Raw genomic sequence first — 26,004 nt, 5'->3', positions numbered from 1 at the left:
AAAGAAATGAAACATACATTATTCATAGGAATCGCAGTTGCAACTCTATCTCTAACAGGCTGCAAAAAAGAAGTAGAGAATCCTGAAACAAATACATCTTTTGTTTTAAGTGATACTATGCTAAAAACTACTACAACAGCCGAAGCAACGACCCAACCATTAAAGAACGAACTTAGTTTTTATGGAAAAATTACGGCTGATAATAATAAAATGATTGACGTTTACCCGTTGGTCGGCGGAAATGTTATGAAAGTAAATGTTGAACTTGGTGATTATGTAAAAAAAGGACAAGTTCTGGCAACCATAAAAAGTACCGATGTAGCCGATTTTGAAAAACAATCTATAGATGCTAAAAGTGATTTGCTTGTTGCAAAAAACAATTTAAAAGTAGCGCAAGAATTATTTGACGGCAAATTAAATTCTGAAAGTGATGTTCTACAGGCAAAATCTGAAGTAAACAAAGCACAGTCACAATTAAGTAAAATTCAGGAAACTTATAAAATTTACAATATTAAAGCAGGTTCTATTTATGAAGTGACAGCTCCAATAAGTGGTTTCATTATTCAAAAAAGCATTAATCAAGATATGCTTTTGCGTAATGACCGTTCTGAGAACATATTTGATATTGCAGAAATCAGCGAAGTTTGGGCAATGGCTAATATTAATGAAATCGATATTAATAAAGTAAAATTAGGAACAGCTGCTGCTGTTACTACCCTTAGTTATCCAGATAAAACGTTTAACGGAAAAGTAGATAAAATCTACAACGTAATTGATTCAGAAACTAAAGCAATGCAGGCGAGAATCAAATTGAGCAATCCTGATTACATGTTAAAGCCTGATATGAATGCGAATATCAAATTATCTTTTAATGAAAACCAATCGATGATAGCCGTACCTAGTAAAGCTATTGTTTTTGACAAAAGCAAAAACTTTGTTGTCGTATTTAAAGACCGTAATAATATAGAAACTAGACAAGTAGAAGTTTATCGAGTTGTTGGTGATACAACTTATATTTCAAGTGGTTTAAAAGAAAATGAAAAGGTAATCACAAACAATCAGCTATTTATTTATGGTGCTTTAAATAATTAAGACATGAACAAATTCATAAAAAATATTATTGCTTTCTCTTTAAAAAATAAAGCATTTACCTTCTTTTGGGTCGGATTATTGGCTGTTGCTGGATTTATTTCATTCAAAAATATGCCTATTGATGCTTTTCCAGACGTTACCAATACGCAAATTATCATTATTACACAATGGAATGGAAAAAGTGCCGAAGAAGTAGAACGCTTCGTGACTTCTCCAATTGAGATTTCAATGAATTCTGTTCAAAAGAAAACAAGCGTTCGAAGTATTACAATGTTTGGATTATCGGTTATCAAAATTATTTTTGATGATGGTGTTGATGATACTTTTGCTCGCTTTCAAGTAAACAATTTATTGAAGAATGTTTCTCTTCCAGATGATGTAGAACCAGACGTACAACCGCCATACGGACCTACAGGAGAAATTTTCAGATATATTGTAAAAAGTAAAAGCAGAGACAGTAGGGAATTATTGACTTACCAAAATTGGGTAATTGATAAACAGCTTCGCTCTCTTCCAGGTGTTGCCGATTTAAATGTATTTGGAGGCCAAACTAAAACCTATGAAGTTGGAGTTGATCCAATTAAATTGGCTAAATATAATATTACTCCATTACAAGTTTATAATGCTGTAAATTCTGGAAACTTAAACGTTGGTGGTGATGTTATTGAGAAAAACGGACAAGCTTTTGTAGTTCGTGGTGTAGGTTTATTAAAATCTAAAGAAGACATTGGAAATATTATCGTTGACGATGCAGGAGGAAATCCTATTTTGGTAAAAAATCTAGCTGATGTTTACGAAAGTGCAATGCCAAGAGTTGGACAAACTGGTCTTGGAGATAACGACGACGAAGTTGAAGGAATTGTAGTAATGCGTAAAGGAGAAAATCCGCAGGAAACTTTGGCTTTAATCAAAGCAAAAATCAAAGATCTTAATGATAATGTTTTACCTAAAGACATTAAAATCGAAACTTTCTACGATCGTGATAATCTGATGAATTTCACGACCGAAACCGTAATGCATAACTTATTTGAAGGTATTATTCTGGTTACTGTTGTCGTATTTCTTTTTATGGCCGACTGGAGAACTACTTTTACAGTTTCCATTGTAATTCCGCTTTCACTTTTATTTGCATTTTTATGTTTGAAAATGATGGGAATGAGCGCTAACTTATTAAGTTTAGGTGCTGTCGATTTCGGAATTATCATTGATGGAGCCGTCGTAATGGTCGAAGGGCTATTTGTGGTTCTAGACCATCGAGCGCATCAATTGGGAATGGAAAAATTCAATAAAATTGCAAAAGGAAGCTTAATTAAGAGAACAGGAACAGAAATGGGTAAAGCTATTTTCTTTTCAAAACTAATCATTATTACAGCTTTACTGCCTATTTTCTCGTTTCAGAAAGTAGAAGGAAAAATGTTCTCCCCCCTAGCCTTTACATTAGGTTTTGCATTATTGGGAGCACTGATATTTACATTAACTTTAGTTCCAGTTCTATCGCATATTTTATTGAATAAAAATGTGAAAGAAAAACATAATCCGTTTGTTAATTTTTGGGATCGAATTGTTTCTAAAGGTTTTGCATGGACATTTAAACATAAAGTAAAAACTTTAATCGCTTCTATCGGAATACTAGTTGCTGTTTTCTTTTCTGCAGGTTTCTTAGGAACAGAATTTTTACCTCAATTAAATGAAGGCGCACTATGGGTTACTGCCGAGTTACCTATGAGTACTTCTCTTCCTGAAAGTGTTAAGACTGTCGCAATAATTAGAAAAGACTTAGAGAGTTTTCCTGAAGTAAAGAAAGTATTGTCTCAAACCGGACGAAGCAATGACGGAACCGATCCTAATGGTTTTGGATTTATTCAGTTACAAGTTGATTTAATTCCGCAAAAGCAATGGAAACGTAAAATTTCTATGGACGATCTGATTAATGAAATGGATGAGAAACTGAAAGTTCATCAAGGAATCACTTATAACTATTCTCAGCCGGTAATTGATAACGTAGCCGAATCGGTAGCTGGATTTAAAGCCTCAAATGCGGTTAAGATTTATGGTGATGATTTAAATAAATTAGATCAGTTGGCAAATGAAGTTTTGGCTCAGATTAAAAATATTCCAGGTATCAAAGATGCAGGTATTTTAAGAAATGTTGGCCAGCCAGAAATAAGCGTTATTTTAGATCGAGAAAAAATGGTCGCTTACGGCGTAACTTTAAGCGATGCTCAAGCTGTTTTAGAATTAGCTTTTGGAGGAAAAACAGCAACTGAAAAGTATGAAGACGAAAAGAAATTTGATGTTCGTGTTCGTTTTTCAAAAGAATACAGAAAAGATGAGAAAGATTTAGAGGAAATTAAAGTTCCAACTATTAGCGGAATAAAAATCCCTTTAAAAGAAATCTGCGATATTAAAACTATTACCGGTCCAGCATTTATTTACAGAGATAATACAAAACGTTTTATTGGAGTTAAATTCTCTGTTCGTGATAGAGATTTAGGAAGTACAATTGCAGAAGCACAATCTAAAGTAAATAAATTGAAACTTCCTGCAGGTTATACAACAGGTTGGACTGGAGAATTTGAGAACCAAGTTCGTGCCAGTGCACGTTTGGCACAAGTTGTCCCTATCAGTTTAATTGGAATTTTTGTTCTGTTATTTATTTTGTTCGGAAACTTTAAAGATTCTCTTCTTGTTTTAGCCAACGTACCGTTTGCAATTATTGGTGGAATCATTGCGCTTCATCTTACAGGAATGAATTTTGGAATTTCTGCTGGAGTTGGATTTATTGCGCTTCTAGGAATTTGTATACAAAATGGAGTAATCTTAATATCCGAATTCCATCATAATCTAAAAGCAAAATACTCGCTGGAGGAATCTATTTTTAGAGGAGTCAAAGCCAGAACAAGAGCAGTAGTGATGACAGCATTAATGGCTTCTATCGGTCTTATGCCTGCGGCAATTTCTACAGGAATTGGTTCAGAATCTCAAAAACCGCTTGCTATTGTAATTATTGGCGGATTAATGACAGCAACAGTCCTAACCTTGTTGGTATTCCCTATATTATTTTGGGTATTTAATAGAAAAAAAGATGTGCCACTTGAATAGGCAGAAAAATATTTAGTTTTAAATCAATTTGTTGGGATTTAAAAAGGAAGAAGCATCATTCTAGTAATGATGCTTTTTTTGTTTTAGAAATTTAATTTTAAAACAAAAAAAAGACCTTTTGCTCAGAAAGGTCTTTTTACTAACTCAAAACTTTTAAACTGTTATTTCAAATCTTTCAAAAGCGCAATTGATTCTGAAGCATTTGATAATTCTGCATATCTTAATGCAGTAAATCCACTTTCGTTTTTTGTACTTGGTTTTGCACCATTTGCCAATAAAACTTTAATGATTTCGTACTTGTTGTAACGTGCAGCAGTCATTAAAGGCGTAAGCTCTTCAGACATTAAATTTACATCTGCACCGTACTCAATAAATTTTTGCACAGCTACGATATCCCCTTTACTAATTGCAACATTTAAAGGGTTTGTCGCATATTCTACTAATTCAACTGGATTTTTAGCAGTTGAAACTTCATTTGAAGCCATAGCTACATTTCCAAATGTTACCAAGGCTAGTCCTAAATAAATAACTGATTTTTTCATAATGATTGATTGTTTATTAATTGATTGATGATGATTTTAATTCTGATGTAAAAGTAATTTATTTTATCGTATTATGCATTACAAAGTACCATGTTTTAACCAATTCTTAACACTTACTTAATAAAACGATAATTAAAGAACCCAAACGTTACCAAATTACAGGTTTTACTATAATAGACTACATAAAAACAAAAATGTTACAATAAATCTTATTTTTTTTGATCTTTTTAAAATTGGTATCATTTCAAAACTCACAATTATTTTTTTAAATTTACTATGAGATTAAAAATCAAAAACATACAAGTATAGTTGCAAAGCCCTATAACTTCTATTAAGAAGAAAAAAAACAATTCAAAAACTACTAACCTTAAAACAAAAACCATGATTTTTATTAAAAGATTACTAGTCATTCTAATTCTATTTATTTCAATTGTCTTAATTGCGGCTTATTTTATGCCAAAAGAATATTCGGTAAAAAGAGAAATTACAATTAACAAACCAGCTGATAGTATCTTCAAATATGTCAGATCATTAAAAAATCAAAATGAATTTAGCGTTTGGGCTAATATGGATCCAAAAATGAAAGTTCATTATAAAGGAGCTGATGGTGCTGTAGGTTCTATTTCTTCTTGGGAAAGCAATGTGAAAGAAGTTGGTGTTGGTGAAGAAGAGATTACAAAAATAACAGAAAACAGACGTCTCGAATTTGCGCTCCGTTTTAAGAAGCCTATGGAAGATAATGCTGTAGGATTTATGTCTACTGAACCTATTTCAGATAATCAAACAAAAGTCAGATGGGGAATTAGCGGTGTAATTCCATATCCAACAAACATTATGCTTCCAATGCTAAAAATGGACCAATTGATAGGAAATGATCTGCAAAAAGGTCTAGAAAATCTTAAAGATATAATGGAATAATTTTTCAGAGTTTTAAAAGAAAAAAGAGCAATTCAAATAAATGAATTGCTCTTTCTCATTTCATTTATGTTTTCTACTCTTTTCCATATTCGCTTTATTCAAAATAGCAATCGATTCTGCAGATTTTCCAAACTCAGCGAAATGCAAAGCGGTATAACCTCTTTCATTTTCAAGTGAAGGTTCTGCCCCATTTTCGAGTAAAATTTTAATAATCTCTACTTGATTAAATCGTGCGGCCACCATCAAGGGAGTCATGTTATTTACTATTTTATTGATATTGGCTCCATACTTTATAAATCTCTTAACCGTTTCGATATCGCCTTTACTAATTGCTAGATGAAATGGAGAGTTCGAATAAATTGAAAATTTAGCTTGATTTTCAATTTTCAGTTCACAATTTGATGCTTTTATTTCATTTGTAAAAATGAAAATTAGCCCTAAAATAATTACTGCTTTTTTCATAATGATTGTTTGTTAAATGATTGATGATGATGATGATTTTCTATTTAGACGACTAAAAAGAGCATTAGGTTGCAGGAATAAAGAGAAAAATAAAAAAACGCAATTTAGGCAGACCAAAAATTGCGTTTCTTTACTGATGCAAAAATAGATTATATCTTAAACTTCTTGCTGTATATATCCTTCAAATCCTTTTCAAATAATGTAAAAGGATCGTTATAAAATTTTATAAAATCGGTTTCGCTAATTTGTTCAGGAAAAGGCGCATAATAGTGAGTTGGACTTGTTGTGTCATTTCGCCAAACTAAAACGTAAGCCAATTGCAGATTTTCAGATTTTAAAGTTTTAAGTAAAACTTCTGTCCACCAATTTTCATTAGGAATTGATTCTAAACCAGTTTCTGTAAACGCGACTACTTTTTTCCTTTTTACAGCCAAATCAGAAAATATTTTTAATTTTTTCAAACCAGCTTCTAAATCATATTTTCCATCGCGTCCAAAATCGGCATAATCATCCATGCCCAAAATATCAACGAATTCATCGCCTGGATAACGCTCTAAATATTCTGATTCAGAATTAAATCGATTATCGGGAGAAAAAGCATAAATAAAATTGTGAACTCCTAAAGTATCTCTCAGATAAGAAATCGTAAACTGCCAAACGGCAATAAAATCTTCTCTAGAAGTATGTGATTTTCCCCACCAAAACCAATCGCCATCAAATTCATGAAAAGGCCTAAAAATCATTGGAGAAAGCTTTCCGTCCTTTGCTTTTACAGAATGGGCAAAATCGGCAATAGTTTTTAGAATTTCTTTATACTGTTCGTTATTAGAGCCACCAGGTTTAATTAAAGACATTGAAGCGGTTGAGATTCCGTCTTTCCAGTAAAATCCGCCATCAGACGCTGGATTATTAAAATGCCAAGAGACTGTTGTAATTCCGCCTCTTTCATAAGTATCGATTACATTTTTTCGCAAAACCTCTTTTGTTTTTTCAATCTGTTCTTTAGAACGACCCGAAAAATCGCTAAAATCTATACCAACAACAGCCGGATGCGACCCCGTAACCGACTTTACATCTGAACGATTAGGCTCATTACTCCAACCATGTCCATATTCAAGAGCATGCTGATGTCCAAAAAGAATATGATTTTTTGAAATGATTTTTAGATTTTGATATAAGTTTTTAGTTTCTTTTGTCGCATTTTTATCTATTTGCGCAAAAAGAAAATGCCCTACAGTAAGACAAACTAATAGGGCATTTTTTTTAGTAATAAGTTTCATGGCTTAAATAGTTAGTTTAAACCCAAAAGTATCACTTTGAAGAAAGGCAATCTGATACGTTTTATTCAATACGTTGACCAATATTATCAAAATAAAGATAATGCTTTTCTTTTCTTGCGTTAAAATTTTTTACTTCAGCCCTTTTAAAACAGCTTCAGCCTCTGTTGATTTTGAATATCTTGCATAATCTAATGCTCGTAATCCATGTTCGTTTTCTATGGAAGGTTTAGCTCCATTTGCTAGTAAGATTTTCACAATTTCTACATTATTAAATCGAGTCGCAAGCATTAAAGGCGTCATATTTCGCACAATTTTATTTACATCCGCACCATATTCAATACTTTTTTTACGGTTTCAACATCTCCATTACACACAGCTATGTGCAAAGGCGATGAGAAATAATCTGAAATTTCAATTTGATTTTTAACTGCCAGCTTATGATTGGAAGCTGCTGTAAAATTTACAAATATGGCAAGAGCCGTCCCTAGAATGATTACTGTCTTTTTCATGATTGATTACTTGTTTAATGATTAATGATTGTGATGATTACTTGTTAGACGCTCATTATGCATAAAACGTTGCATCAAAAATGAAAAAAAAGATAATTTTTCTTAAAAAAGACAAAGAACTGCAATCAGATAGGCTCAATTGCACTTTTCGCATAATTAAATTGGGATAATTTCAGATTAGATTTCATATCGAAAACCTATTTAAACGAAAAAAAGCCTCGCTGAATTTATCTCAGCAAGGCTTTTTATATATTTATTTTTTTAGCTTAAATCGAAATTATTATTTTGAAGAAAGGTAATCTAATACGTTTTTCTCAATACGTTGATCAATATTGTCGATGTCAGCTTTAACAAATTTCTCTCCTAAAATATTCTCATACAATTCGATATATCTTTCAGAAACTGACTCAATATATTCGTCGGTCATATTTGGAATCTGCTGTCCGTCTTTGCCTTGGAAACCATTTTCGATTAACCAACGACGAACAAACTCTTTAGATAATTGTTTTTGCTCCTCTCCTTTTTCTTGTCTTTCAGCATAACCGTCAGCGTAGAAATAACGAGAAGAATCTGGAGTATGTATTTCATCAATTAAAACAATTACACCGTCTTTTGTTTTTCCGAACTCGTATTTGGTATCCACTAAAATCAATCCACGTTTTGCGGCGATTTCAGTTCCTCTTTGAAATAAAGCGCGAGTATATTTTTCTAAAACTAAATAATCTTCTTCAGAAACAATTCCTTTTGCTAAAATGTCTTCACGAGAAATATCTTCGTCGTGAGAACCATTATCAGCTTTTGTAGTTGGCGTAATAATAGGTTCTGGAAATTTATCGTTTTCCTTTAAACCTTCTGCCATTGTAACGCCACAAATTTGTTTTCTACCAGCAGCATATTCGCGAGCAGCGTGACCAGACAAATAACCACGAATTACCATTTCTACTTTAAAAGGATCACATAAATGTCCAACAGCAACGTTTGGATCTGGAGTTGCAATCAGCCAGTTTGGAACGATATCTTGCGTCAATTCCATAAATTTTGTTGCAATCTGATTCAGGATTTGTCCTTTGTACGGAATTCCTTTTGGCAAAACTACATCAAAAGCCGAAAGTCTATCTGTTGCCACCATTACTAAAAGTTCATCATTAATATTATAAACTTCTCTAACTTTTCCGCGGTAAACTGATTTCTGATTCGGGAAATTAAAATCTGTAGTTGTGATTGTATTACTCATTATCCTTTTAGTTGTGTTGTTTTTAATGAATGCAAATTTAAAACTATTTGACAGAGCAAACAAAGAAAATATCAGTTCAATTTTTGCAAATTATTTAAAGTTCAAAATTCCTTTGCCAAAAGATTTTATTGACTCGTCTAAACTTGAAAGTGTTGTGTCTGTCAATTTTTTAAAATCGGTTGATTTGACAATTAGAATCTGTCCTTGATCTTTAGCTGGCGCATTTGGAACAAAAATGACTGCTGAACCATTTTTATCTTCTTCAATTAAATGGGCCGGTTGCCAAAAATCTCCATTTTTAAACAAAATAGGTAAATCTGTTATGGGTTTAGGTTCTTTATTTCTTTTTAGTAATTTTTCTTCTGCTTCTTTTTTATTCTTTTCATAACCTGGCAAAAAGATCATTAATTTCTCGTCTACCCACTTTGTAAATCTTTTTAAAAGAGATAATCGCATTAGAAAACCGCTAAAATAAATTAGAGCTAACAAAATAATTCCGCCTGCGATATCAGTTGCATATTTTCCTAATACAAGATCTAGACGAAGAAAATGTGCAAATTTTTCGCCATAATTCTGAAAGAACTTCCAAACTTTTTCTAACAAAATAAAAAAAACTAAAAGCGGTAATAAAACCAATGCTCCCGAAATACAATTTCGTTCAACTTGAAGTAAAAATCTTTTCATTGCTAAAACAAATTTAAGGTTAAAAAAATAAGAGCTAACTCTCTGCGAATTAGCTCTTATAAAAATAACCATTATTTAGCATTCAGCAACAAAACTGAATATAAAACATTCTAAATTAAGTTGTTGCAAACTCTTTATCTAAAATTTTAGATGCAATATATTTTGCAACACCGTCTTCTGCATTTGTTTTAATTACTTCCAAATCAGGTAAAGCATCTTTTAAAATTGAAGGCGCATTTCCCATAATCAAACCTTTTCCGGTTGCAGACAACATTTGCAAATCATTAAAACCATCTCCAAACGAAATTGCCTCATCCAAAGTGAAACCTTCTTTTTCTAATACTTTTTCAATTGCAACTGCCTTGTCTACAGACTTATCCATAAACTCTAAACAAGTTGGCAAGCTAAAAGCATGATGCAAATGTTCTGAAGAATTAGCTAAAACAGCATCTCTTACTTTTACCAATTTCTCGTGATTATCGCAAGAAAAGAAAATTTTGATTGCTTTAAAATCTTCAATTGTTTTATAATCTACCAATTCTGGACGGTATTTTAATTCGGCTTGAAAAGAGTTCAATCTTTCATTCCATTTATTAGTCTGCCATACATTTTCTTTGAATAACACAACTGTAACATCTGGGTCAATTTCTATATTCAAAGCCGCTTTAACCACATCGCTGTCTAAATTAAAAGCAAAAAGTTCTTCTCTATTTGGCGAATGGATTCTTCCACCGTTAGAACTTACAAGATAAACTGGCACTTCAAGTGTGTCTATAATTGCCATTGCATCAAGATGATGACGTCCTGTAGCTACAATAATTAAGTAACCTTGATTATGAAGTTCTTGAAAAATTGATTTAGTATAATCTGAAATTCTGTGTTGTGGGTTGAGTAAAGTTCCATCAAGGTCGCTTACTACAACTTTTATATTTTTAAGTTTTGTCATATTAATATTCTAATATTTAGAATTGCAAATTTACGGCTTTAAGCTCGGTTAGACAAAGATTACAGGCTTTGAAAGCCAAAATTGAGGTAAGTTTATTATTTATTTAACTATTCCGTTAAATATTGCTGTTTAAACATTTTAAATCTTAACAATTCCAGTTTTGTATAAATTTATCGCTTTTTGGATTATAGCTTCTATTTGTTCCAAAGGCAAATCTTCATTATTATCAAACATCATAATCTTCATTCGTGAGCGATTTTCCTGAATCAGAAAATCTTCATCAAAATATTTTCCTTCTACAATTCCAATATAAGGCCTTTTGAGTTTTTTATGAATCCATAAATAACAGAACATTTTTCCTTTATAAGAAAAAAAGGGCATTCCGTATTTTAAAGTATTTGTAATGTCTTGGTCTTGCTTTAGAATGATTTCTTTTAATGCTAGAAATAATCCTTTTATGGGGTCTTCTTGATTTAAATAGAAATCATCAATAGTTTTCATTTTTTCTAAATTAAATTCAATATTCTAAGCCGTCTTTCCAATCAACAATTTCTTTTGGATGATTATAATCATTTGGATAATTATATTTTACAAATTCAAACTGTTTTTTAGTTAATAACACAATTCTTCCATCATTACCACAACTAATTGGATAAAATTGCTCATTACTTTCTTGTATTACAAGCTGATCATTTAACATTTCTATAAAATTCAAATACGCTATTGTCCAATCATAATTTCCAAAATTGTTATCAAAAGCGATATATTCTTTTCCGTTTAATTTTATCTTATGAAGTAAATGTTTATCAGTTTGAGATTCAAACTCTTCAGAGATTACAAGTTTTAGATTTAACTTATCAAATAAAACTTTAAAGGTTTCTAAATATTGAATTAATCCTTCTCCTTCAAACAATGTTTCAGAATCAATAAAATAAAATCTATTATCTGTAAAACTTAAATCTTCTCTCATTTGACCTTCAAAGAAATTCAATTGATTATAAGATTTTTCAAATTCATCTCTTGTAATTTTCAAATCATTTTTATCTGTTAAATTGAAAAAATTCAATCTGTTTAATTCTTGAACAATTTCCTTTCCCGTTAATTTATTTATTTTTCTTTCTATTTTATTTTCTTCTCTTTTTTGAGCATAAAACTTAACCGCAAAAAAAAGAAAACCAACAATCAAAATAATTTTACTTTCCATTCTTTTTTAATCGAATAATTCGTTTTCAATGATAATAAAAAAATATTCGTTTTGCACTTTTCAAAAGAAAACATACAAAACGAATATTAATAAATGTTAAAACACAATTCACGATTTACATTTAACATTCCACTAAAATTTATAATTAATCGTGATTCTCGATTTGTTTGTAAGCATCGATTACCTTTTTAACCAATCTGTGACGTACGATATCTTTATCATCCAAATAAATAATTCCGATACCTTCAATGTCTTTCAGAACTAGAATTGCTTCTTTAAGACCAGAAATTGTTCTTCTTGGTAAATCGACCTGTCCAGGATCACCCGTAATCATAAATTTTGCGTTTTTTCCCATACGGGTCAAAAACATTTTCATTTGTGAGTGTGTGGTGTTCTGTGCTTCATCTAGGATTACGAAAGCATTATCAAGCGTACGTCCACGCATAAAAGCAAGTGGCGCAATCTGAATAATTCCTTTCAAAATATAATCCTCTAATTTTTCGTTTGGAAGCATATCACGCAACGCATCGTAGAGCGGTTGCATATAAGGATCCAGTTTTTCTTTCATATCACCCGGAAGAAAACCAAGATTTTCACCGGCTTCTACCGCAGGACGCGTCAGAATGATCCTTTTTACTTCTTTATCTTTTAGCATTTTAACCGCCATAGCGACACCGGTATACGTTTTTCCGGTTCCAGCAGGACCAATAGCAAAGACCATATCGTTTTTCTTAATAGTATCAACCAGCAATTGCTGATTTGGTGTCATTGCTTTGATAATCTTACCGCCAACACCATGAACTAAGATTTTGTCATGATCGTAAGCTCTTTTTTCTTCTTGACCATCACTCATTATGACACGCTCAATTACATTATCATCAATATTATTGTAACGTGTAAAATGAAGCATTAATCTTTGAAATCTTTTTCGAATTCGTCTAAAACTTCTTTTTCGCCAAATGCTTTTAAAGTTGTCCCTCGCGCTACGATTTTAAGCTTTGGGTAATACTTTTTAATGATTTCTAAATGGCTGTCCTGCGCGCCCCAAAATTCTTTTGGTGCAATATCTACTAGCTCGATTATTCTTTCGTTCAAATGAAGTAGTTTTAAATTAAATAATTCCTTTTATTATTTAGGGGTTGTCGGGTCTATTTTAGTTTCAGTTTTCGATCGCAGTTTTCAGTTTTTTTCTAAATCAAACTTAATCTTCTGGATATAAATACTGTAACTTGCAAAAACTTTAAAAAATACAAATTGTCTTTTCTTTCTTTCAATTTGTGTTTACTATTACTAGCTTTGCATTTCTCAAATTTAATGAAATTTAGATTTAAATACTATCAATAGTTATAAACAAAATTATGTCAATAATTACCCTTACTACAGACTACGGCTTGAAAGATCACTTTGTGGGGTCGCTGAAGGGTAAAATACTTTCTGAAAATCCAGAGGTTCAAATCATTGACATTTCTCATGACATTGATCCCTTTAATACTGCAGAGGCGAGTTACATTATCGGAGCGACTTATATGAGCTTTCCAAAAGGAACCGTTCATCTTATTGGTGTCGATATTGAGCGCAATAAAGAAAACCAGCATATCGCTATGCAATGGAACGATCACTTCTTTATTTGTGCTGATAATGGTATTTTAAGTATGCTTACGCAGAAAATCGTTCCGCAGAAAATTGTGGCAATTAATATTCACGATCGTTTCCCGATTGAAGCAACAGATTTGGACATCTTTATTCAAGTCGCTTCTCATTTATCTAAAGGAGGTCTACTGAATGTAATTGGAAAAGAAATTCCTGCCATTAAAGAAGCTACCGAATTGCAAGCTCTTGTAGCAGATGATGGAAATTCTATAAAAGGAAACATTATTTACATTGACCATTTTGGAAACGTGGTTACAAATATCTCTAAAAAAGCAATTCTTAGAAATTTCGCGCGGACGTCCGTATGAAATTGTGATGAAACCAAAAAACATCAAAACGATTCTGCCAAATTACTCTGCGATTGCTACTTCAGATAAATATCCGATAAAAACGTATGAAGGAGAAAAACTGGCCATTTTTAATGAAGCTGGTTTTCTAGAAATTGCTATTTTCAGAAGCAATCCTTCTAAAGTGGGTTCTGCAAATAGTTTGTTAGGATTGAATTATCGTGATGTGATTACTATTAAATTCTCCTAAATTAATTTTAGATTTTTAGAATTCAGATTTTAGATTAATTCTCTCGCAGATTTTGCTAATTGAGCAGATTCATATTTATTATTTGTTTGCATTAGTAAAGAAGATTTACTCACACAACATAAACATAGCCCGTAGTTTCAACAGGAAACGGATTGTGATACGCATTTTATATACATCCTAATACATAGTGTGCGTGATATGCATTATGCTCCCGCGGTTGAAACCGCGGGCTATATTTGAAATATTATTACTTATTGGAACTCTAAAAAATATCGTTTTATAATATTTGAATTTTTATTTAAAACAACAATCAAATTTGGTATTTTTGCGCACCTGTAAGACTTTGGACAATTCAAAAAATCTAAAATCAACAGTCTAAAATCTTAAATTACAAACATGTTTGTTCGAATAGTAAAAATGAGTTTTCACGAAGAAAAAATCCCTGATTTTCTGGAGAATTTTGAATCAGTGAAAGAGAAAATACGAAATGCCGAAGGAAATCGTTTTTTAGAATTGTATCAGGACAAAAATGATAAAGGTGTCTTTTTTACCTACAGTTATTGGGAAACCGAAGAAGATTTGGAAAATTATAGAAATTCTGAACTCTTTAATAGCGTTTGGGATTTTACAAAAAAACTATTCAATGCAAAACCAGAAGCTTGGAGCTTGGATAAATTGGTAAGCTTAAATTAGTTCAGGTTTCAAGGTTTCACGTTACACGTGCGACTTGAAATATGAAATAAAAATTAAATTATGAAATATTTTTTCTTATCACTTTTACTAATTACACTTAGCAGTTGTGCACAAAACAAGCGTTTAGTTTTAGGGGTTGAAAATGCAAACGAAGAATTAAAAATTGCTTTGTCTAAAAAGTCACAGCATAATGTTATCGATAATAACAAGTTAGTTATAAAAGATAGTGCTACTGTAATTAAAATCGTAGAACCTATTTTATTTGATATTTACGGAAAAGAAAAGATAGAAAAACAAAGACCATATGAAATTTACCTCTTAGAAAATTACTGGGTTATTTCTGGAACATTGCCTGAAAATTATGTTGGAGGAACATTTTTAATAATTATTGATGCTAGAAATTCGAAGATTATAAAAATTACACACGGAAAATAATTTATAAGTCGTTTCAAGGGCATGAAACTTGAAACAATACAAAAACAAAAACAAACAAATGAAATCAATCATTTTAAGAGAAATAAAATCCTTTTTTGGTTCTCCTATTGGCTACTTGGTCATTGCAATTTTCTTAATTAGCAACGGACTATTTTTATGGGTCTTTGAAGGAGACTACAATATCCTAAAAACAGGTTATGCCGACTTAACTCCATTTTTCACATTGGCTCCTTGGATTTTAATTTTCTTAATTCCAGCAGTAACCATGAGAAGTTTTTCAGACGAAAAAAAACAAGGAACTTTAGAGTTATTATTGACTAAACCTTTATCTATTTGGGAAATCGTAAATGGTAAATTCTTCGGTTCTTTTTTGCTGATCATTTTGGCAATCATTCCAACTTTAATTTATGTGAAAGTCATTTCAGATTTAGGCTCACCAGAAGGCAATATCGATATGGGAAGCACTATTGGTTCTTATTTCGGACTATTGTTTTTAATTGCTTCTTATTCAGCAATCGGAATCTTTACTTCTACCCTTTCAGAAAATCAGATTGTGGCTTTTATTATTGCTGTTTTCCTGTGCTTTTTCTTCTATTTTGGTTTTGAAGGATTGAGCTCATTAATTCCAGGATCAAATAGTTTTGTTTCAGCTTTAGGAATGCAAAATCACTTTAAAAGTATGAGTCGAGGTGTAATTGATACTCGCGATATTATTTATTTTTTAAGCATTGCAACCGCTTTTTTGTCTTTTACTGTTTATCAATTAAAATCTTATAAAGCTTAATGAAACCATCTACAAAACATAATTTAAAGACATTAAGCATCACTATTTTTATTTTAGTTGTTTTAAATGTACTTGGAACGATCTTTTTTCATCGTTTTGATTTAACAAAAGACAAGCGTTATACTTTATCTCCAACTTCATTAGGAATTCTAAAACAAGTAAAGAATCCTCTTTCTATTAAGATTTATATGGAAGGAGATCTTCCTGCAGATTTTAGACGTTTGCAACAGGAAACCAAACAATTGTTAGAAGAATTTCAGGCCTATAACAGCAATATTGTTTTTGAATTTGTTGATCCTTTAGAAAATGCAGATGAAAGCGACGAATTGACAAAGTCACTTTTCCAAAAAGGATTAACGCCAATAAACATTACAGTTGACGATAAAGGAAAACAATCTCAAGCAATGGTTTTTCCTTGGGCTGTTGCCGTTTACAATAATAAAGAAGTTAATATTCCTTTATTAAAAAATATCATGGGATCTTCGACTACGCAAAAAGTTATCGGATCTATCCAGCATTTAGAATATTCTATTGCAGATGCAATCCATAAAGTCACAAAAGACAAACAGAAAAAGGTTGCAATTATTAAAGGAAATGGCGAATTGAGAGAAAGGCATATTGCTAATATGTTGAAACAGATTCACGAAAGTTATCTTATAGGTCCATTTACATTAGATTCAGTTTCAAAAAATCCGAGTGGAACTTTAAGCGAACTTAAAAAATACGATTTAGCAATTATTGCAAAACCAACAGAAAAATTCTCTGACGAAGAAAAAGAAGTTCTTGATCAATTTATTATGAATGGCGGAAAAACGCTTTGGCTAATTGATCAGACGGCTGCAGACATGGACAGTTTGTACAATGACATGGGTGCGACTTTGGCTTATCCTAGAGATTTAAACCTGAACGATATGTTCTTCAAATACGGGTTCAGAATTAATCCTGATTTGATTAAAGACGAACAAGGAAGTCCAATAAAACTGGCTACTGGCGAACAAGGAAGTGCAACGCAATATCAAGATTTTATCTGGAAATTTGCTCCTCAAGTTTATCCAACAAGCCAGCATCCAATCGTTAAAAATCTAGGCGGAATTAAATTCGATTTCGCAAATCCGATTGACACTTTGAAAAACGGAATTAAGAAAACAGTATTACTGCAATCTTCCCAATATTCTAAAACAATTGGAACGCCAACAGAAGTTAACCTAAACATGGTTACAGAAAAAACAACTCCGCAAGATTATTTGAATAAAGGAAACAAACCGCTTGCTGTTTTATTGGAAGGTTCTTTCCATTCGGCTTTTGAGAATAGAGTTTTGCCTTTCAAAGACAATTCTTTCACAGCACAAGGAAAACCAAACAAAATGATTGTTGTTGCTGACGGAGATATTGCAAGAAACCAGCTAGATAAAAATATGATGCCCGTTGAATTAGGTTACGACCAGAGAACTGGCCAATTGTACGATAATAAAGACTTTATCATGAATTGTATCAATTACCTTCTTGATGATACTGGACTTATTAACATTAGAAGTAAAGATGTCGAATTGCCTTTGTTGGACAAAGAAAAAGTTTACGAAAGTTATACTTTGACCCAATTCATAACTATCGGAGTTCCAATTCTAATTTTATTGATCTTTGGACTAGTATTTACTTTTATCAGAAAGAAAAAGTACAGCAAATAGATGTTAATAAAAAAATGTAATACTTTGGATAGTTTAAGATATATTTGTAATCCGTATATTTAGACCTTAATTTATTCAAAGGCGCATCAAAAAATAAAACAAAACAGATGAAATTTATAGTATCGAGTTCATACTTATTAAAGCAATTACAAGTTTTAGGTAGTGTAATCAATAGCAATAATACGTTGCCTATTTTAGACAACTTTTTATTTGAACTAAACAACAATGAGTTGACCGTTTCGGCTTCAGATCTTGAAACGACTATGTCGGCTACATTATCGATCGATTCTACAAGTAAAGGAAGCGTAGCAGTTCCTGCTAAACTTTTGCTTGAAATTTTAAAAACTTTCCCAGAGCAGCCATTAACTTTTACTGTTGAAGACAATAACACAGTAGAAATTAGCTCTAACTCTGGTAAATATGCATTGGCTTATGCTGCAGGAGAAGAATTTCCTAAAGCGGTAAGTTTAGAAGATCCATCTGTAACGCTTGTTCCTGCAGAAGTTTTGGCAACTGCGGTAAGCAAAACTATTTTCGCTGCTGGAAACGACGACTTACGTCCAGTAATGTCTGGAGTATTCTTCCAGTTTTCGCCAGAAGGATTAATTTTTGTTGCTACAGATGCTCACAAATTGGTAAAATATTCTCGTACAGATGTAAAAGCTTCTCAAGTAGCAGATTTCATCATGCCTAAAAAACCTTTAAACATTTTAAAAAGTATTTTAGGAACTTCTGACGCTGAAGTAAAAATTGAATACAACGATTCAAATGCGACTTTCTCATTTGATAATTATATTTTAATGTGTCGTTTAATTGACGGAAAATATCCTAATTACGAAGCGGTAATTCCAAAAGAAAATCCAAACAAATTAATGATCGATCGTTCTTTATTCTTAAGCTCTGTTCGTCGTGTTGCGATTTTCTCTAACAAAACTACACACCAAATTCGTTTGAAAATTGCTGGAGCTGAATTAAACGTTTCTGCAGAAGATATCGATTACTCAAATAAAGCAGAAGAAAGATTGACTTGTGATTATCAAGGTGATGATTTGCAAATTGGTTTCAACTCTCGTTTCTTGACAGAGATGCTTACAAACCTTCAGTCAGACATGATTATGCTTGAAATGTCTTTACCTAACAGAGCTGGAATTTTAACTCCAGTTGATGGTTTAGAAGAGGGAGAAACTGTTACTATGTTGGTAATGCCTGTAATGTTAAATAGTTAACATTAAAGTTTCTTTCTGTTACAGGGATATTTTTTAGTTTTAAATAAAAGATTTATCATTGTAAAAAAAAGATATCGCTATTAACCAACCATTTTTTATACCTAGAAACCGCAATTCCTCATAAAGAGTTGCGGTTTTTTATTTAGGTTTATTTTGAGTTTAAGGTTTCAAGTTGATATACTATGCGTATAATTTTTACCGCAAAGTTTCCAAAGGTTTTACGCAAAGTTCGCTAAGATTCTTGCTTAGGATTGTTTTAGAATGCTAAGAACGTAAAGCTTTGTGTACTTATACTCTTTACAAAGACTTTAGTAAAAAAGAAAACTTTGTGACCTTTGCGTAACCTTTGCGCACTTTGCGGTTAGAAAAACAAAGCATATCAACTTGAAATCTGAAACTTAAAACTTAAAAAAACATTTTTCCTTATCTTTGTAAAATGAAAATAGAAATTTGGTCGGACATCATGTGTCCGTTTTGTTATATCGGAAAAAGACAATTGGAAACTGCACTTGCGGTATTTCCAAATGATGAATTTGAAATTGAATGGAAAAGCTTTCAGCTTGATCCAACCATAACTGCAGAACCAGACATGGACGTTTACACGTTCTTAGCAGAAAGAAAAGGCATGTCAATTGAACAATCTAAAGAAATGCACAAAGGTGTCGCAGAACGTGCTAAAAGTGTTGGTTTAGATTATAATTTTGATAAAGCTGTTATCTCAAATTCTTTAAACGCGCATCGAATCATTCAATTAGCTAAAACAAAAAATATTGGCGATCGAATGGAAGAGATTTTCTTTAAAGCCTATTTTACCGACGGAGAAGATTTAAACAATGGTCAAACTTTGATTAAATTGGGAATTCAGGCTGGTTTAGAAGAAAATGAAATTAGAGAAGTTCTGGAAAGCGAAGATTTATTTATTAAAGAAGTTCAAGCAGATATCAAAGAAGCTGCCGAAATTGGCGTTCAAGGAGTTCCATTCTTTGTATTTGATCGTAAATATGCAGTTTCTGGCGCTCAACCAATTGAAACTTTTGTAAAAACAATTCAAGAAGTTTTAAAGTAAAACTTTAATCTTATAAAAACGTAAAAGCGTGCTGTCTACATTTAAACAGCACGCTTTTATTATTTAGTCCTTAAATAAACTAAAAAAAATTAATGTCCGGCTCTACCTTTAGAATCATTAGATTTTGTTGTAGTGCTTTTTGCTCTAGAACCAGCTGTTGATTTTTGAGTTTTTCCAGAATCTTTCATTCCAGATTTCGAATCTTTTCTTGAAGTTTCCATAATGTTATAATTTTTTAAATTATTAGTTATACAAAGTTGCAAAATAGCTAAGTGCTTATTTTACAGAATTATACTTGAGTTTTACAAAATGAGAATTATGCTAAAACGCCTCAATAAACAAATCATGTAAGATTAAATGTAAATCCTATAATTTTTTTAAGCGTCTAATTTTCAAATTTGTATATATCAAAAATTTAGAGAACTTACTAATTTAAAACAGCAGCCATGAGAAAAGATGCAAACAGCCGACAAACTGCAAACTTAAATGATTTTAAATGCAGTAAACCCGATCATATTGATACCGCACATGAAAATGAAGCAATGGATCATGAATTTACTTCGGGAGAAAATGAAGATAATAATTATAGAAATCAGTTTACTGACTATTCTGATTGTTACGAAATTATAGAAAGCGGACTAAATTTAGCTGAAAACAATACTCCTTTTTCAACTTACGACACCACCAATCCTTATGACAGTTATAATTTAGATAATGAAGATGACAAATACAGCTGTCCGCCATATAGTAATTTTGAATACTAAAAAAAAAACGGAATAGCTGATCATCAAAGAATGAACAAGAATAATTATCTAATTGCCAAATTTTCTAATTATCCAATTAAAAAATGAATGCACCATTATTACAATTTAACGATAAAGGAATATACTGCCAGCAAGCCGATGTTTATCTCGATCCGTGGCGGCCAGTGAAAAATGCGATAATTACACATGGACATTCAGATCATGCGCGTTGGGGGCATGAAAACTATATTACACATTATTCAAATATTCCGATTATAAAATATCGTCTAGGAGAAATAAATGTTTCTGGCAAAGACTGGAATGAAACTTTTATTATAAACGGCGTGAAATTTTCTTTTCATCCTGCTGGCCATATTATTGGTTCAGCACAAATTAGAGTTGAATACAAAGGTGAAATTTGGGTTTTTACTGGCGATTATAAAACAGAAGACGATGGAATCTCAGTTCCTTATGAAGTTGTAAAATGCCATTCGTTTATAACAGAATGCACTTTCGGACTTCCAGCTTTTAAATGGGAACCACAAACAAATGTCATGACTGATATCAATAATTGGTGGGCAGAAAACCGTGCAGAAGGAAAAACTTCTATTCTATTTGGCTATTCTTTAGGAAAAGCACAACGATTATTAAAAAATCTTGATACCAGCATTGGGCAAATTTACACACATGGCGCAATCGAAAACATGACTAATATTGTTCGTCCGCAAATTGATTTGCCGCAAACTACTAGAATTACTTTAGAAACTAAAAAAGAAGATTTATTAGGCAATATTGTCATTGCACCACCAAGCGCTCACGGAAGTACCTGGATTAGAAAAATGACTCCTTTTGTAACGGGAACAGCAAGTGGTTGGATGGCTTTTCGCGGTGCAAGACGCAGACGAGCTGTAGACCGAGGTTTTGTTTTAAGCGATCATTGTGATTGGACAGGTTTACTAGAAAGCATAAAAGCAACAGGTGCAGAAAAAGTAATCTGCACTCATGGCTATTCAGATATTTTTTCAAGATATCTAAGAGAATTAGGTTACGATGCCAGAACAGCCAACACGCAATATGAAGGAGAAACGAACGACGCAAATAATGATGAATTGTAAATTATTAATTTCAAACTCAAAATTCATAATCAAATGAAAAACTTTGCCGAGCTTATAAAAACCTTAGACAGTTCTAATAAAACATCGGTAAAAGTTGATGCGCTGACAAACTATTTCTTAAAAGCAAGCGATGAAGATAAAGTCTGGACCATTGCCATACTTTCGCATCGTCGTCCTCCCCGACCAGTTAATACCACTTTATTGCGCTTATGGGCAAACGAATTGGCTAATATACCGCTTTGGTTGTTTGAAGAAAGTTATCATATTGTAGGTGATTTGGCCGAAACCATTGCGCTTGTTATTCCGACTACAAAAGAGCATACAGACAAAAGTCTGACTGAATTTCTACAGGAAATAATCGCTTTAAAAAAGAAAACTGATTTAGAGAAAAAAGAATATTTACAGACCAATTGGTTGAATCTAAATTATTACGAACGTTTTGTTTTTACTAAATTAATTACCGGAAGTTTTAGGATTGGTTTGAGTCAGAAGTTGATGACGCGAGCGCTTTCTAAAGCTGAAAATATAGATGAAGATACATTGGCGTACAAATTAATGGGCGATTGGAATCCGAATACGATTACATTTCAAGAATTGATTTTAGATGAAAAAAGCAGTGATTATTTATCAAAACCTTATCCGTTTTATTTGGCTTATCCGATTGAAGGCGAATTGGAAAGTTTAGGAAATCCCGAAGATTGGAGTGCAGAACATAAATGGGACGGAATTCGTTCTCAAACGATTATTCGTGAAAACGAAATCTACGTCTGGAGCCGTGGCGAAGAATTAGTAACCGATAAATATCCAGAATTTAATTCTTTTATTGGACTAATCCCTAATGGAACTGTAATTGACGGAGAGATTCTTCCTTTCATAAACAATCAAATCGGAACTTTTAATGATCTACAAACTCGAATTGGCCGTAAAAATGTATCTGCTTCTATTTTAAAAAATACGCCTGTCATCATTAAAGCTTACGATTTATTGGAATGGCAGGGAAATGATATTCGGAATCTTCCTTACGAAAAACGCCGTACTTTATTCGAAGAAATGTTTACCAGTTTAATAGGAAAAGAAATTCCACTACAGCTTTCAGAACGAATTAATTTTTCTACTTGGGAAGAAATTACAAATGAAAGATTAAAATCTCGCGAAATGAAAAGCGAAGGTTTAATGCTAAAACGAAAAGATTCTCCTTATCTCGTTGGAAGAAAAAAAGGAGATTGGTGGAAATGGAAAATTGAGCCTTTAACCATAGATGCCGTCCTCACCTACGCTATGCGCGGTCACGGAAGACGATCAAATCTATTTACCGATTATACTTTTGCTCTTTGGCAAGAAAATGAAAGCAACGAACGAGAACTCGTCACTTTCGCGAAAGCGTATTCTGGTTTAACCGATGCAGAATTCAGGATGGTCGATGATTTTATTAAAAAGAATACTTTAGAGCGATTTGGTCCAGTTAGAAGTGTTACGCCTAAATTGGTTTTTGAAATTGGGTTTGAAGGAATTGCACTTTCTAAAAGACATAAAAGTGGCGTTGCAACACGTTTCCCGCGCATTTTAAGATGGCGACACGATAAAAAAATTGAAGAAGCCAATTCGATAGAAGATTTAAAAAATATGATTTTATAAATGAACAGAGAGCAGTTATTTACAATCGCTAACAATTGGTTTGAAAGTCAGGGATGGAAACCTTTTCCGTTTCAAACTCAGACATGGACTGCTTTTCTTCAAGGCAAAAATGGCTTATTGAACGCGCCAACTGGAAGCGGAAAAACCTATGCGCTCTGGCTTCCGATTATTTTAAATTACATTAAAGAAAATCCGAATTATAAAACTAAACACCATCCAGGTTTAAAAGCGATTTGGATCACACCGCTTCGTTCTTTATCTATAGAAATCAAACAAGCAAGCAGAACGAGTTTTAAACGATCTAGACGTTCCTATGACGGTCGGTATTCGTTCTGGAGATACTTCTTCGGCAGAAAGAGCCAAGCAAAAAGGCAAAATGCCCGATTTATTGATTACAACTCCAGAAAGCTTACAATTGCTTTTGGCAACAAAAGGTTATGCCAATACATTTAAAAACTGCAGTTCTATTGTCATTGATGAATGGCATGAATTACTAGGAACCAAACGTGGCGTTCAGATAGAATTGGCATTATCCCGATTAAAAACGATTACCAAAAAATTACGTATCTGGGGAATTTCAGCTACAATTGGCAATCTTCAGCAAGCGCAAGAAGTTTTACTCGGAGTTGACTCTGAAGCTTTTAACAATTCTATTTTAATCAAAGCCGTAATTCATAAGAAAATAAAAGTCGTTTCTATCATTCCAGAGAAAATGGATACGTATCCGTGGCGCGGACACATGGGGTTACATTTGATTGATGAAGCGACTAAAATTATCAAAGCCAGTAAAACTACTTTAATTTTTACGAATGTTCGCTCAGCATGCGAAATCTGGTATCAAAGATTATTAGAAAAATATCCTGAATTTGCTGGAGAAATGGCAATGCATCACGGAAGTATCGACAGAGAAACGAGAATTTGGGTAGAAAATGCAATTCGGAATGAAGAATTAAAAGTAGTAGTCTGCACTTCGAGTTTAGATTTGGGAGTTGACTTTGCTCCAGTCGAATCGATTATTCAGGTTGGTGGACCAAAAGGTGTCGCCCGTTTTATGCAACGCGCCGGGCGAAGCGGTCATCAACCTGGAAAAGAAAGTGTTATTTATTTTCTAGCCACTCACGCTATTGAACTTATTGAAGCTTCTGCATTAAAAAAAGCGGTTGAAAACAGTGTTATTGAAGATCGGGTTCCGTATTTAAACAGTTGGGATGTTTTGGTTCAATATCTCAATACTTTAGCTGTTTCTGATGGATTTTATCCCAACGAAATTTTTAAAGAAATTCAAGGCACTTTTAGTTATCAAACCATTTCATCAGAAAACTGGAATTGGATTTCAAATTTTATTACACAAGGCAGTCAGAGTCTTCATGCCTACGACGAATTTAAAAAAGTAGAAATTGATGAAAATGGCTGTTATAAAATAAACAGCCGAATGATTGCTATGCATCACAGAATGCAGATTGGAACAATCGTTGGTGATGCTGTTATGAATGTAAAATATATCAGCGGTGGCTATATTGGTACAATTGAAGAATGGTTTATTTCGAAGCTAAAACCTGGTGATACTTTTATTTTCGGAGGAAAAAAATTGGAGTTATTCAAAATTAGAAATATGCAGGTTTTGGTTAAAAAAGCGAATCCCAAGAAAGAATCTAAAATAGCGAGCTGGATGGGTGGGCGTTTGGCTCTTTCTTCTCAAATGAGCGAATTGCTTCGAAAAGAATTATATCGCGCCAATACTGATAATCTTTCTCCTGAATTAAGAGCTTTACAGCCTTTATTTCAAAGACAGCGAAAAGAATCTATTGTGCCGAGTTCAGATGAATTTTTAATTGAAACATTTAAAACTCGAGAAGGATTTCATGCTATTTTTTATCCTTTTGAAGGTCGCTTTGTTCATGAAGCTTTGGCTAGTTTATTGGCTTTTAGAATTAGTTTATTACAATCAATCACCTTTTCTTTGGCTTATAATGATTATGGTTTTGAATTGCTTTCAGATCAGGAAATTGATATTGAAGCCGTTTTAGACAATAATCTCTTTTCAACAGAATATGTGCATCATGATTTGCAGAAAAGCTTAAATTCAACCGAAATGGCTCGAAGAAAATTTAGAGACATTGCTGTAATTTCAGGATTAGTCTTTACTGGTTTTCCTGGAAAAATGGTTAAAACAAAACATTTGCAAAGTGGTTCTCAATTGTTATTTGAAGTTTTTAGAGATTTTGAACCTGATAATTTATTACTGCATCAAGCCTATCGCGAAACATTTGAACATCAATTAGAAGAAGGACGTTTGATAATGGCTTTGGAAAGAATTGCCAATCAGAAAATCATTTGGAAACAATGCTTAAAGCCAACTCCTTTTAGTTTTCCAATTATTACCGATCGCTTACGAGAAAAATTATCAAGCGAAACTTTGGCTGAAAGAATTCAGAAAATGACTGCTTCATATATGAAATAAC

General features: G+C 32.5%; 23 protein-coding genes and 3 pseudogenes. 14 read left to right on the top strand and 12 right to left on the bottom strand.

The features are described from left to right. The first annotated feature begins 6 nt into the window (after positions 1-6). Both P5P87_RS03395 and P5P87_RS03390 read left to right on the top strand, forming a co-directional pair. Positions 7-1,092 carry an efflux RND transporter periplasmic adaptor subunit gene (locus P5P87_RS03395; protein ID WP_278021579.1) on the top strand — a complete coding sequence of 362 codons (1,086 nt, stop codon included), beginning with the start codon at positions 7-9 and terminating at the stop codon, positions 1,090-1,092. 3 nt (positions 1,093-1,095) lie between these two features. Next, the gene (locus P5P87_RS03390) at positions 1,096-4,194 is read left to right on the top strand and encodes an efflux RND transporter permease subunit (RefSeq protein WP_278021578.1); all 3,099 of its coding nucleotides are present in this window, start codon (positions 1,096-1,098) and stop codon (positions 4,192-4,194) included. A gap of 161 nt (positions 4,195-4,355) precedes the next feature. Here P5P87_RS03390 and P5P87_RS03385 read toward each other — a convergent pair whose 3' ends face one another. After that, a complete protein-coding gene (locus P5P87_RS03385; RefSeq protein WP_278021577.1) occupies positions 4,356-4,736 on the bottom strand; it encodes an ankyrin repeat domain-containing protein in 381 nt (126 codons plus the stop codon). Positions 4,737-5,117: 381 nt separating this feature from the next. Between P5P87_RS03385 and P5P87_RS03380 the strand changes: the two genes are divergently transcribed. Next, complete coding sequence (locus tag P5P87_RS03380; protein WP_278021576.1) at positions 5,118-5,654, top strand: SRPBCC family protein; 537 nt, start codon at positions 5,118-5,120, stop codon at positions 5,652-5,654. 60 nt (positions 5,655-5,714) lie between these two features. On the opposite strand, the gene P5P87_RS03375 is transcribed toward P5P87_RS03380, so the two are convergent. The 10 genes and pseudogenes from P5P87_RS03375 to P5P87_RS03330 all read right to left on the bottom strand — a co-directional run bounded on the left by P5P87_RS03375 (position 5,715) and on the right by P5P87_RS03330 (position 13,068). After that, positions 5,715-6,116, bottom strand: coding sequence for an ankyrin repeat domain-containing protein (locus P5P87_RS03375; RefSeq protein ID WP_278021575.1), 402 nt, complete (start codon positions 6,114-6,116; stop codon positions 5,715-5,717). A gap of 149 nt (positions 6,117-6,265) precedes the next feature. Beyond that, a complete protein-coding gene (locus P5P87_RS03370; RefSeq protein ID WP_278021574.1) occupies positions 6,266-7,396 on the bottom strand; it encodes a glycoside hydrolase family 26 protein in 1,131 nt (376 codons plus the stop codon). Between the two features lie 129 nt (positions 7,397-7,525). After that, positions 7,526-7,684, bottom strand: a complete 159-nt coding sequence (locus P5P87_RS03365) for a hypothetical protein (RefSeq protein WP_278021573.1) — start codon at positions 7,682-7,684, stop codon at positions 7,526-7,528. A 29-nt stretch (positions 7,685-7,713) separates the two neighbouring features. After that, complete coding sequence (locus tag P5P87_RS03360) at positions 7,714-7,905, bottom strand: hypothetical protein (RefSeq protein ID WP_278021572.1); 192 nt, start codon at positions 7,903-7,905, stop codon at positions 7,714-7,716. Positions 7,906-8,185: 280 nt separating this feature from the next. Then, positions 8,186-9,139 (bottom strand): phosphoribosylaminoimidazolesuccinocarboxamide synthase, encoded by a 954-nt coding sequence (locus P5P87_RS03355; RefSeq protein ID WP_198858113.1) that lies wholly within the window; start codon positions 9,137-9,139, stop codon positions 8,186-8,188. A gap of 90 nt (positions 9,140-9,229) precedes the next feature. Continuing rightward, positions 9,230-9,823 (bottom strand): hypothetical protein, encoded by a 594-nt coding sequence (locus tag P5P87_RS03350; protein ID WP_198858112.1) that lies wholly within the window; start codon positions 9,821-9,823, stop codon positions 9,230-9,232. A 115-nt stretch (positions 9,824-9,938) separates the two neighbouring features. Further along, positions 9,939-10,769, bottom strand: coding sequence for a Cof-type HAD-IIB family hydrolase (locus tag P5P87_RS03345; RefSeq protein WP_198858111.1), 831 nt, complete (start codon positions 10,767-10,769; stop codon positions 9,939-9,941). A gap of 138 nt (positions 10,770-10,907) precedes the next feature. After that, positions 10,908-11,270 carry a DUF1801 domain-containing protein gene (locus tag P5P87_RS03340; RefSeq protein ID WP_278021571.1) on the bottom strand — a complete coding sequence of 121 codons (363 nt, stop codon included), beginning with the start codon at positions 11,268-11,270 and terminating at the stop codon, positions 10,908-10,910. Positions 11,271-11,286: 16 nt separating this feature from the next. Continuing rightward, positions 11,287-11,973: a hypothetical protein gene (locus P5P87_RS03335; RefSeq protein ID WP_278021570.1), complete on the bottom strand. Its 687-nt coding sequence runs from the start codon at positions 11,971-11,973 to the stop codon at positions 11,287-11,289. A 145-nt stretch (positions 11,974-12,118) separates the two neighbouring features. After that, a pseudogene (locus tag P5P87_RS03330) lies at positions 12,119-13,068 on the bottom strand (PhoH family protein). 263 nt (positions 13,069-13,331) lie between these two features. Between P5P87_RS03330 and P5P87_RS03325 the strand changes: the two are divergent. The 7 genes and pseudogenes from P5P87_RS03325 (at position 13,332) to P5P87_RS03295 (ending at position 20,049) form a co-directional block, all read left to right on the top strand. After that, a pseudogene (locus tag P5P87_RS03325) lies at positions 13,332-14,160 on the top strand (SAM hydrolase/SAM-dependent halogenase family protein). Between the two features lie 396 nt (positions 14,161-14,556). Next, positions 14,557-14,853, top strand: a complete 297-nt coding sequence (locus P5P87_RS03320; protein ID WP_198858108.1) for a putative quinol monooxygenase — start codon at positions 14,557-14,559, stop codon at positions 14,851-14,853. 60 nt (positions 14,854-14,913) lie between these two features. Beyond that, complete coding sequence (locus P5P87_RS03315; RefSeq protein WP_198858107.1) at positions 14,914-15,288, top strand: YbbC/YhhH family protein; 375 nt, start codon at positions 14,914-14,916, stop codon at positions 15,286-15,288. Between the two features lie 58 nt (positions 15,289-15,346). Beyond that, complete coding sequence (gene gldF / locus P5P87_RS03310; RefSeq protein WP_278021569.1) at positions 15,347-16,072, top strand: gliding motility-associated ABC transporter permease subunit GldF; 726 nt, start codon at positions 15,347-15,349, stop codon at positions 16,070-16,072. Continuing rightward, entirely contained in the window at positions 16,072-17,757 is a 1,686-nt protein-coding gene (gene gldG / locus P5P87_RS03305) for a gliding motility-associated ABC transporter substrate-binding protein GldG (RefSeq protein WP_278021568.1), read from the top strand. The genes gldF and gldG overlap by 1 nt, the downstream gene beginning before the upstream one ends. A gap of 107 nt (positions 17,758-17,864) precedes the next feature. Next, positions 17,865-18,983 (top strand): DNA polymerase III subunit beta, encoded by a 1,119-nt coding sequence (gene dnaN / locus P5P87_RS03300; RefSeq protein WP_095930019.1) that lies wholly within the window; start codon positions 17,865-17,867, stop codon positions 18,981-18,983. 436 nt (positions 18,984-19,419) lie between these two features. After that, on the top strand, positions 19,420-20,049 hold the full coding sequence (locus P5P87_RS03295) for a DsbA family oxidoreductase (protein ID WP_278021567.1): 630 nt from the start codon (positions 19,420-19,422) through the stop codon (positions 20,047-20,049). 89 nt (positions 20,050-20,138) lie between these two features. On the opposite strand, the gene P5P87_RS03290 is transcribed toward P5P87_RS03295, so the two are convergent. Further along, positions 20,139-20,270, bottom strand: coding sequence for a hypothetical protein (locus P5P87_RS03290; RefSeq protein WP_255562403.1), 132 nt, complete (start codon positions 20,268-20,270; stop codon positions 20,139-20,141). A gap of 225 nt (positions 20,271-20,495) precedes the next feature. Between P5P87_RS03290 and P5P87_RS03285 the strand changes: the two genes are divergently transcribed. The 4 genes and pseudogenes from P5P87_RS03285 to P5P87_RS03270 all read left to right on the top strand — a co-directional run bounded on the left by P5P87_RS03285 (position 20,496) and on the right by P5P87_RS03270 (position 26,003). After that, entirely contained in the window at positions 20,496-20,813 is a 318-nt protein-coding gene (locus P5P87_RS03285) for a hypothetical protein (RefSeq protein ID WP_198858103.1), read from the top strand. A gap of 83 nt (positions 20,814-20,896) precedes the next feature. Next, positions 20,897-21,907, top strand: a complete 1,011-nt coding sequence (locus P5P87_RS03280; protein WP_198858102.1) for a ligase-associated DNA damage response exonuclease — start codon at positions 20,897-20,899, stop codon at positions 21,905-21,907. 33 nt (positions 21,908-21,940) lie between these two features. Further along, positions 21,941-23,542 (top strand): ATP-dependent DNA ligase, encoded by a 1,602-nt coding sequence (locus P5P87_RS03275; protein ID WP_278021566.1) that lies wholly within the window; start codon positions 21,941-21,943, stop codon positions 23,540-23,542. Further along, positions 23,543-26,003: pseudogene (locus P5P87_RS03270) on the top strand (ligase-associated DNA damage response DEXH box helicase). Position 26,004 lies beyond the last annotated feature (1 nt).

This window comes from Flavobacterium ginsengisoli, from assembly GCF_029625315.1.
Classification (GTDB): Bacteria; Bacteroidota; Bacteroidia; order Flavobacteriales; family Flavobacteriaceae; genus Flavobacterium; species Flavobacterium ginsengisoli.
The sequence above is the reverse complement of the archived record's forward strand: the minus strand, read 5'-3'. Positions and strand labels throughout refer to the sequence as shown.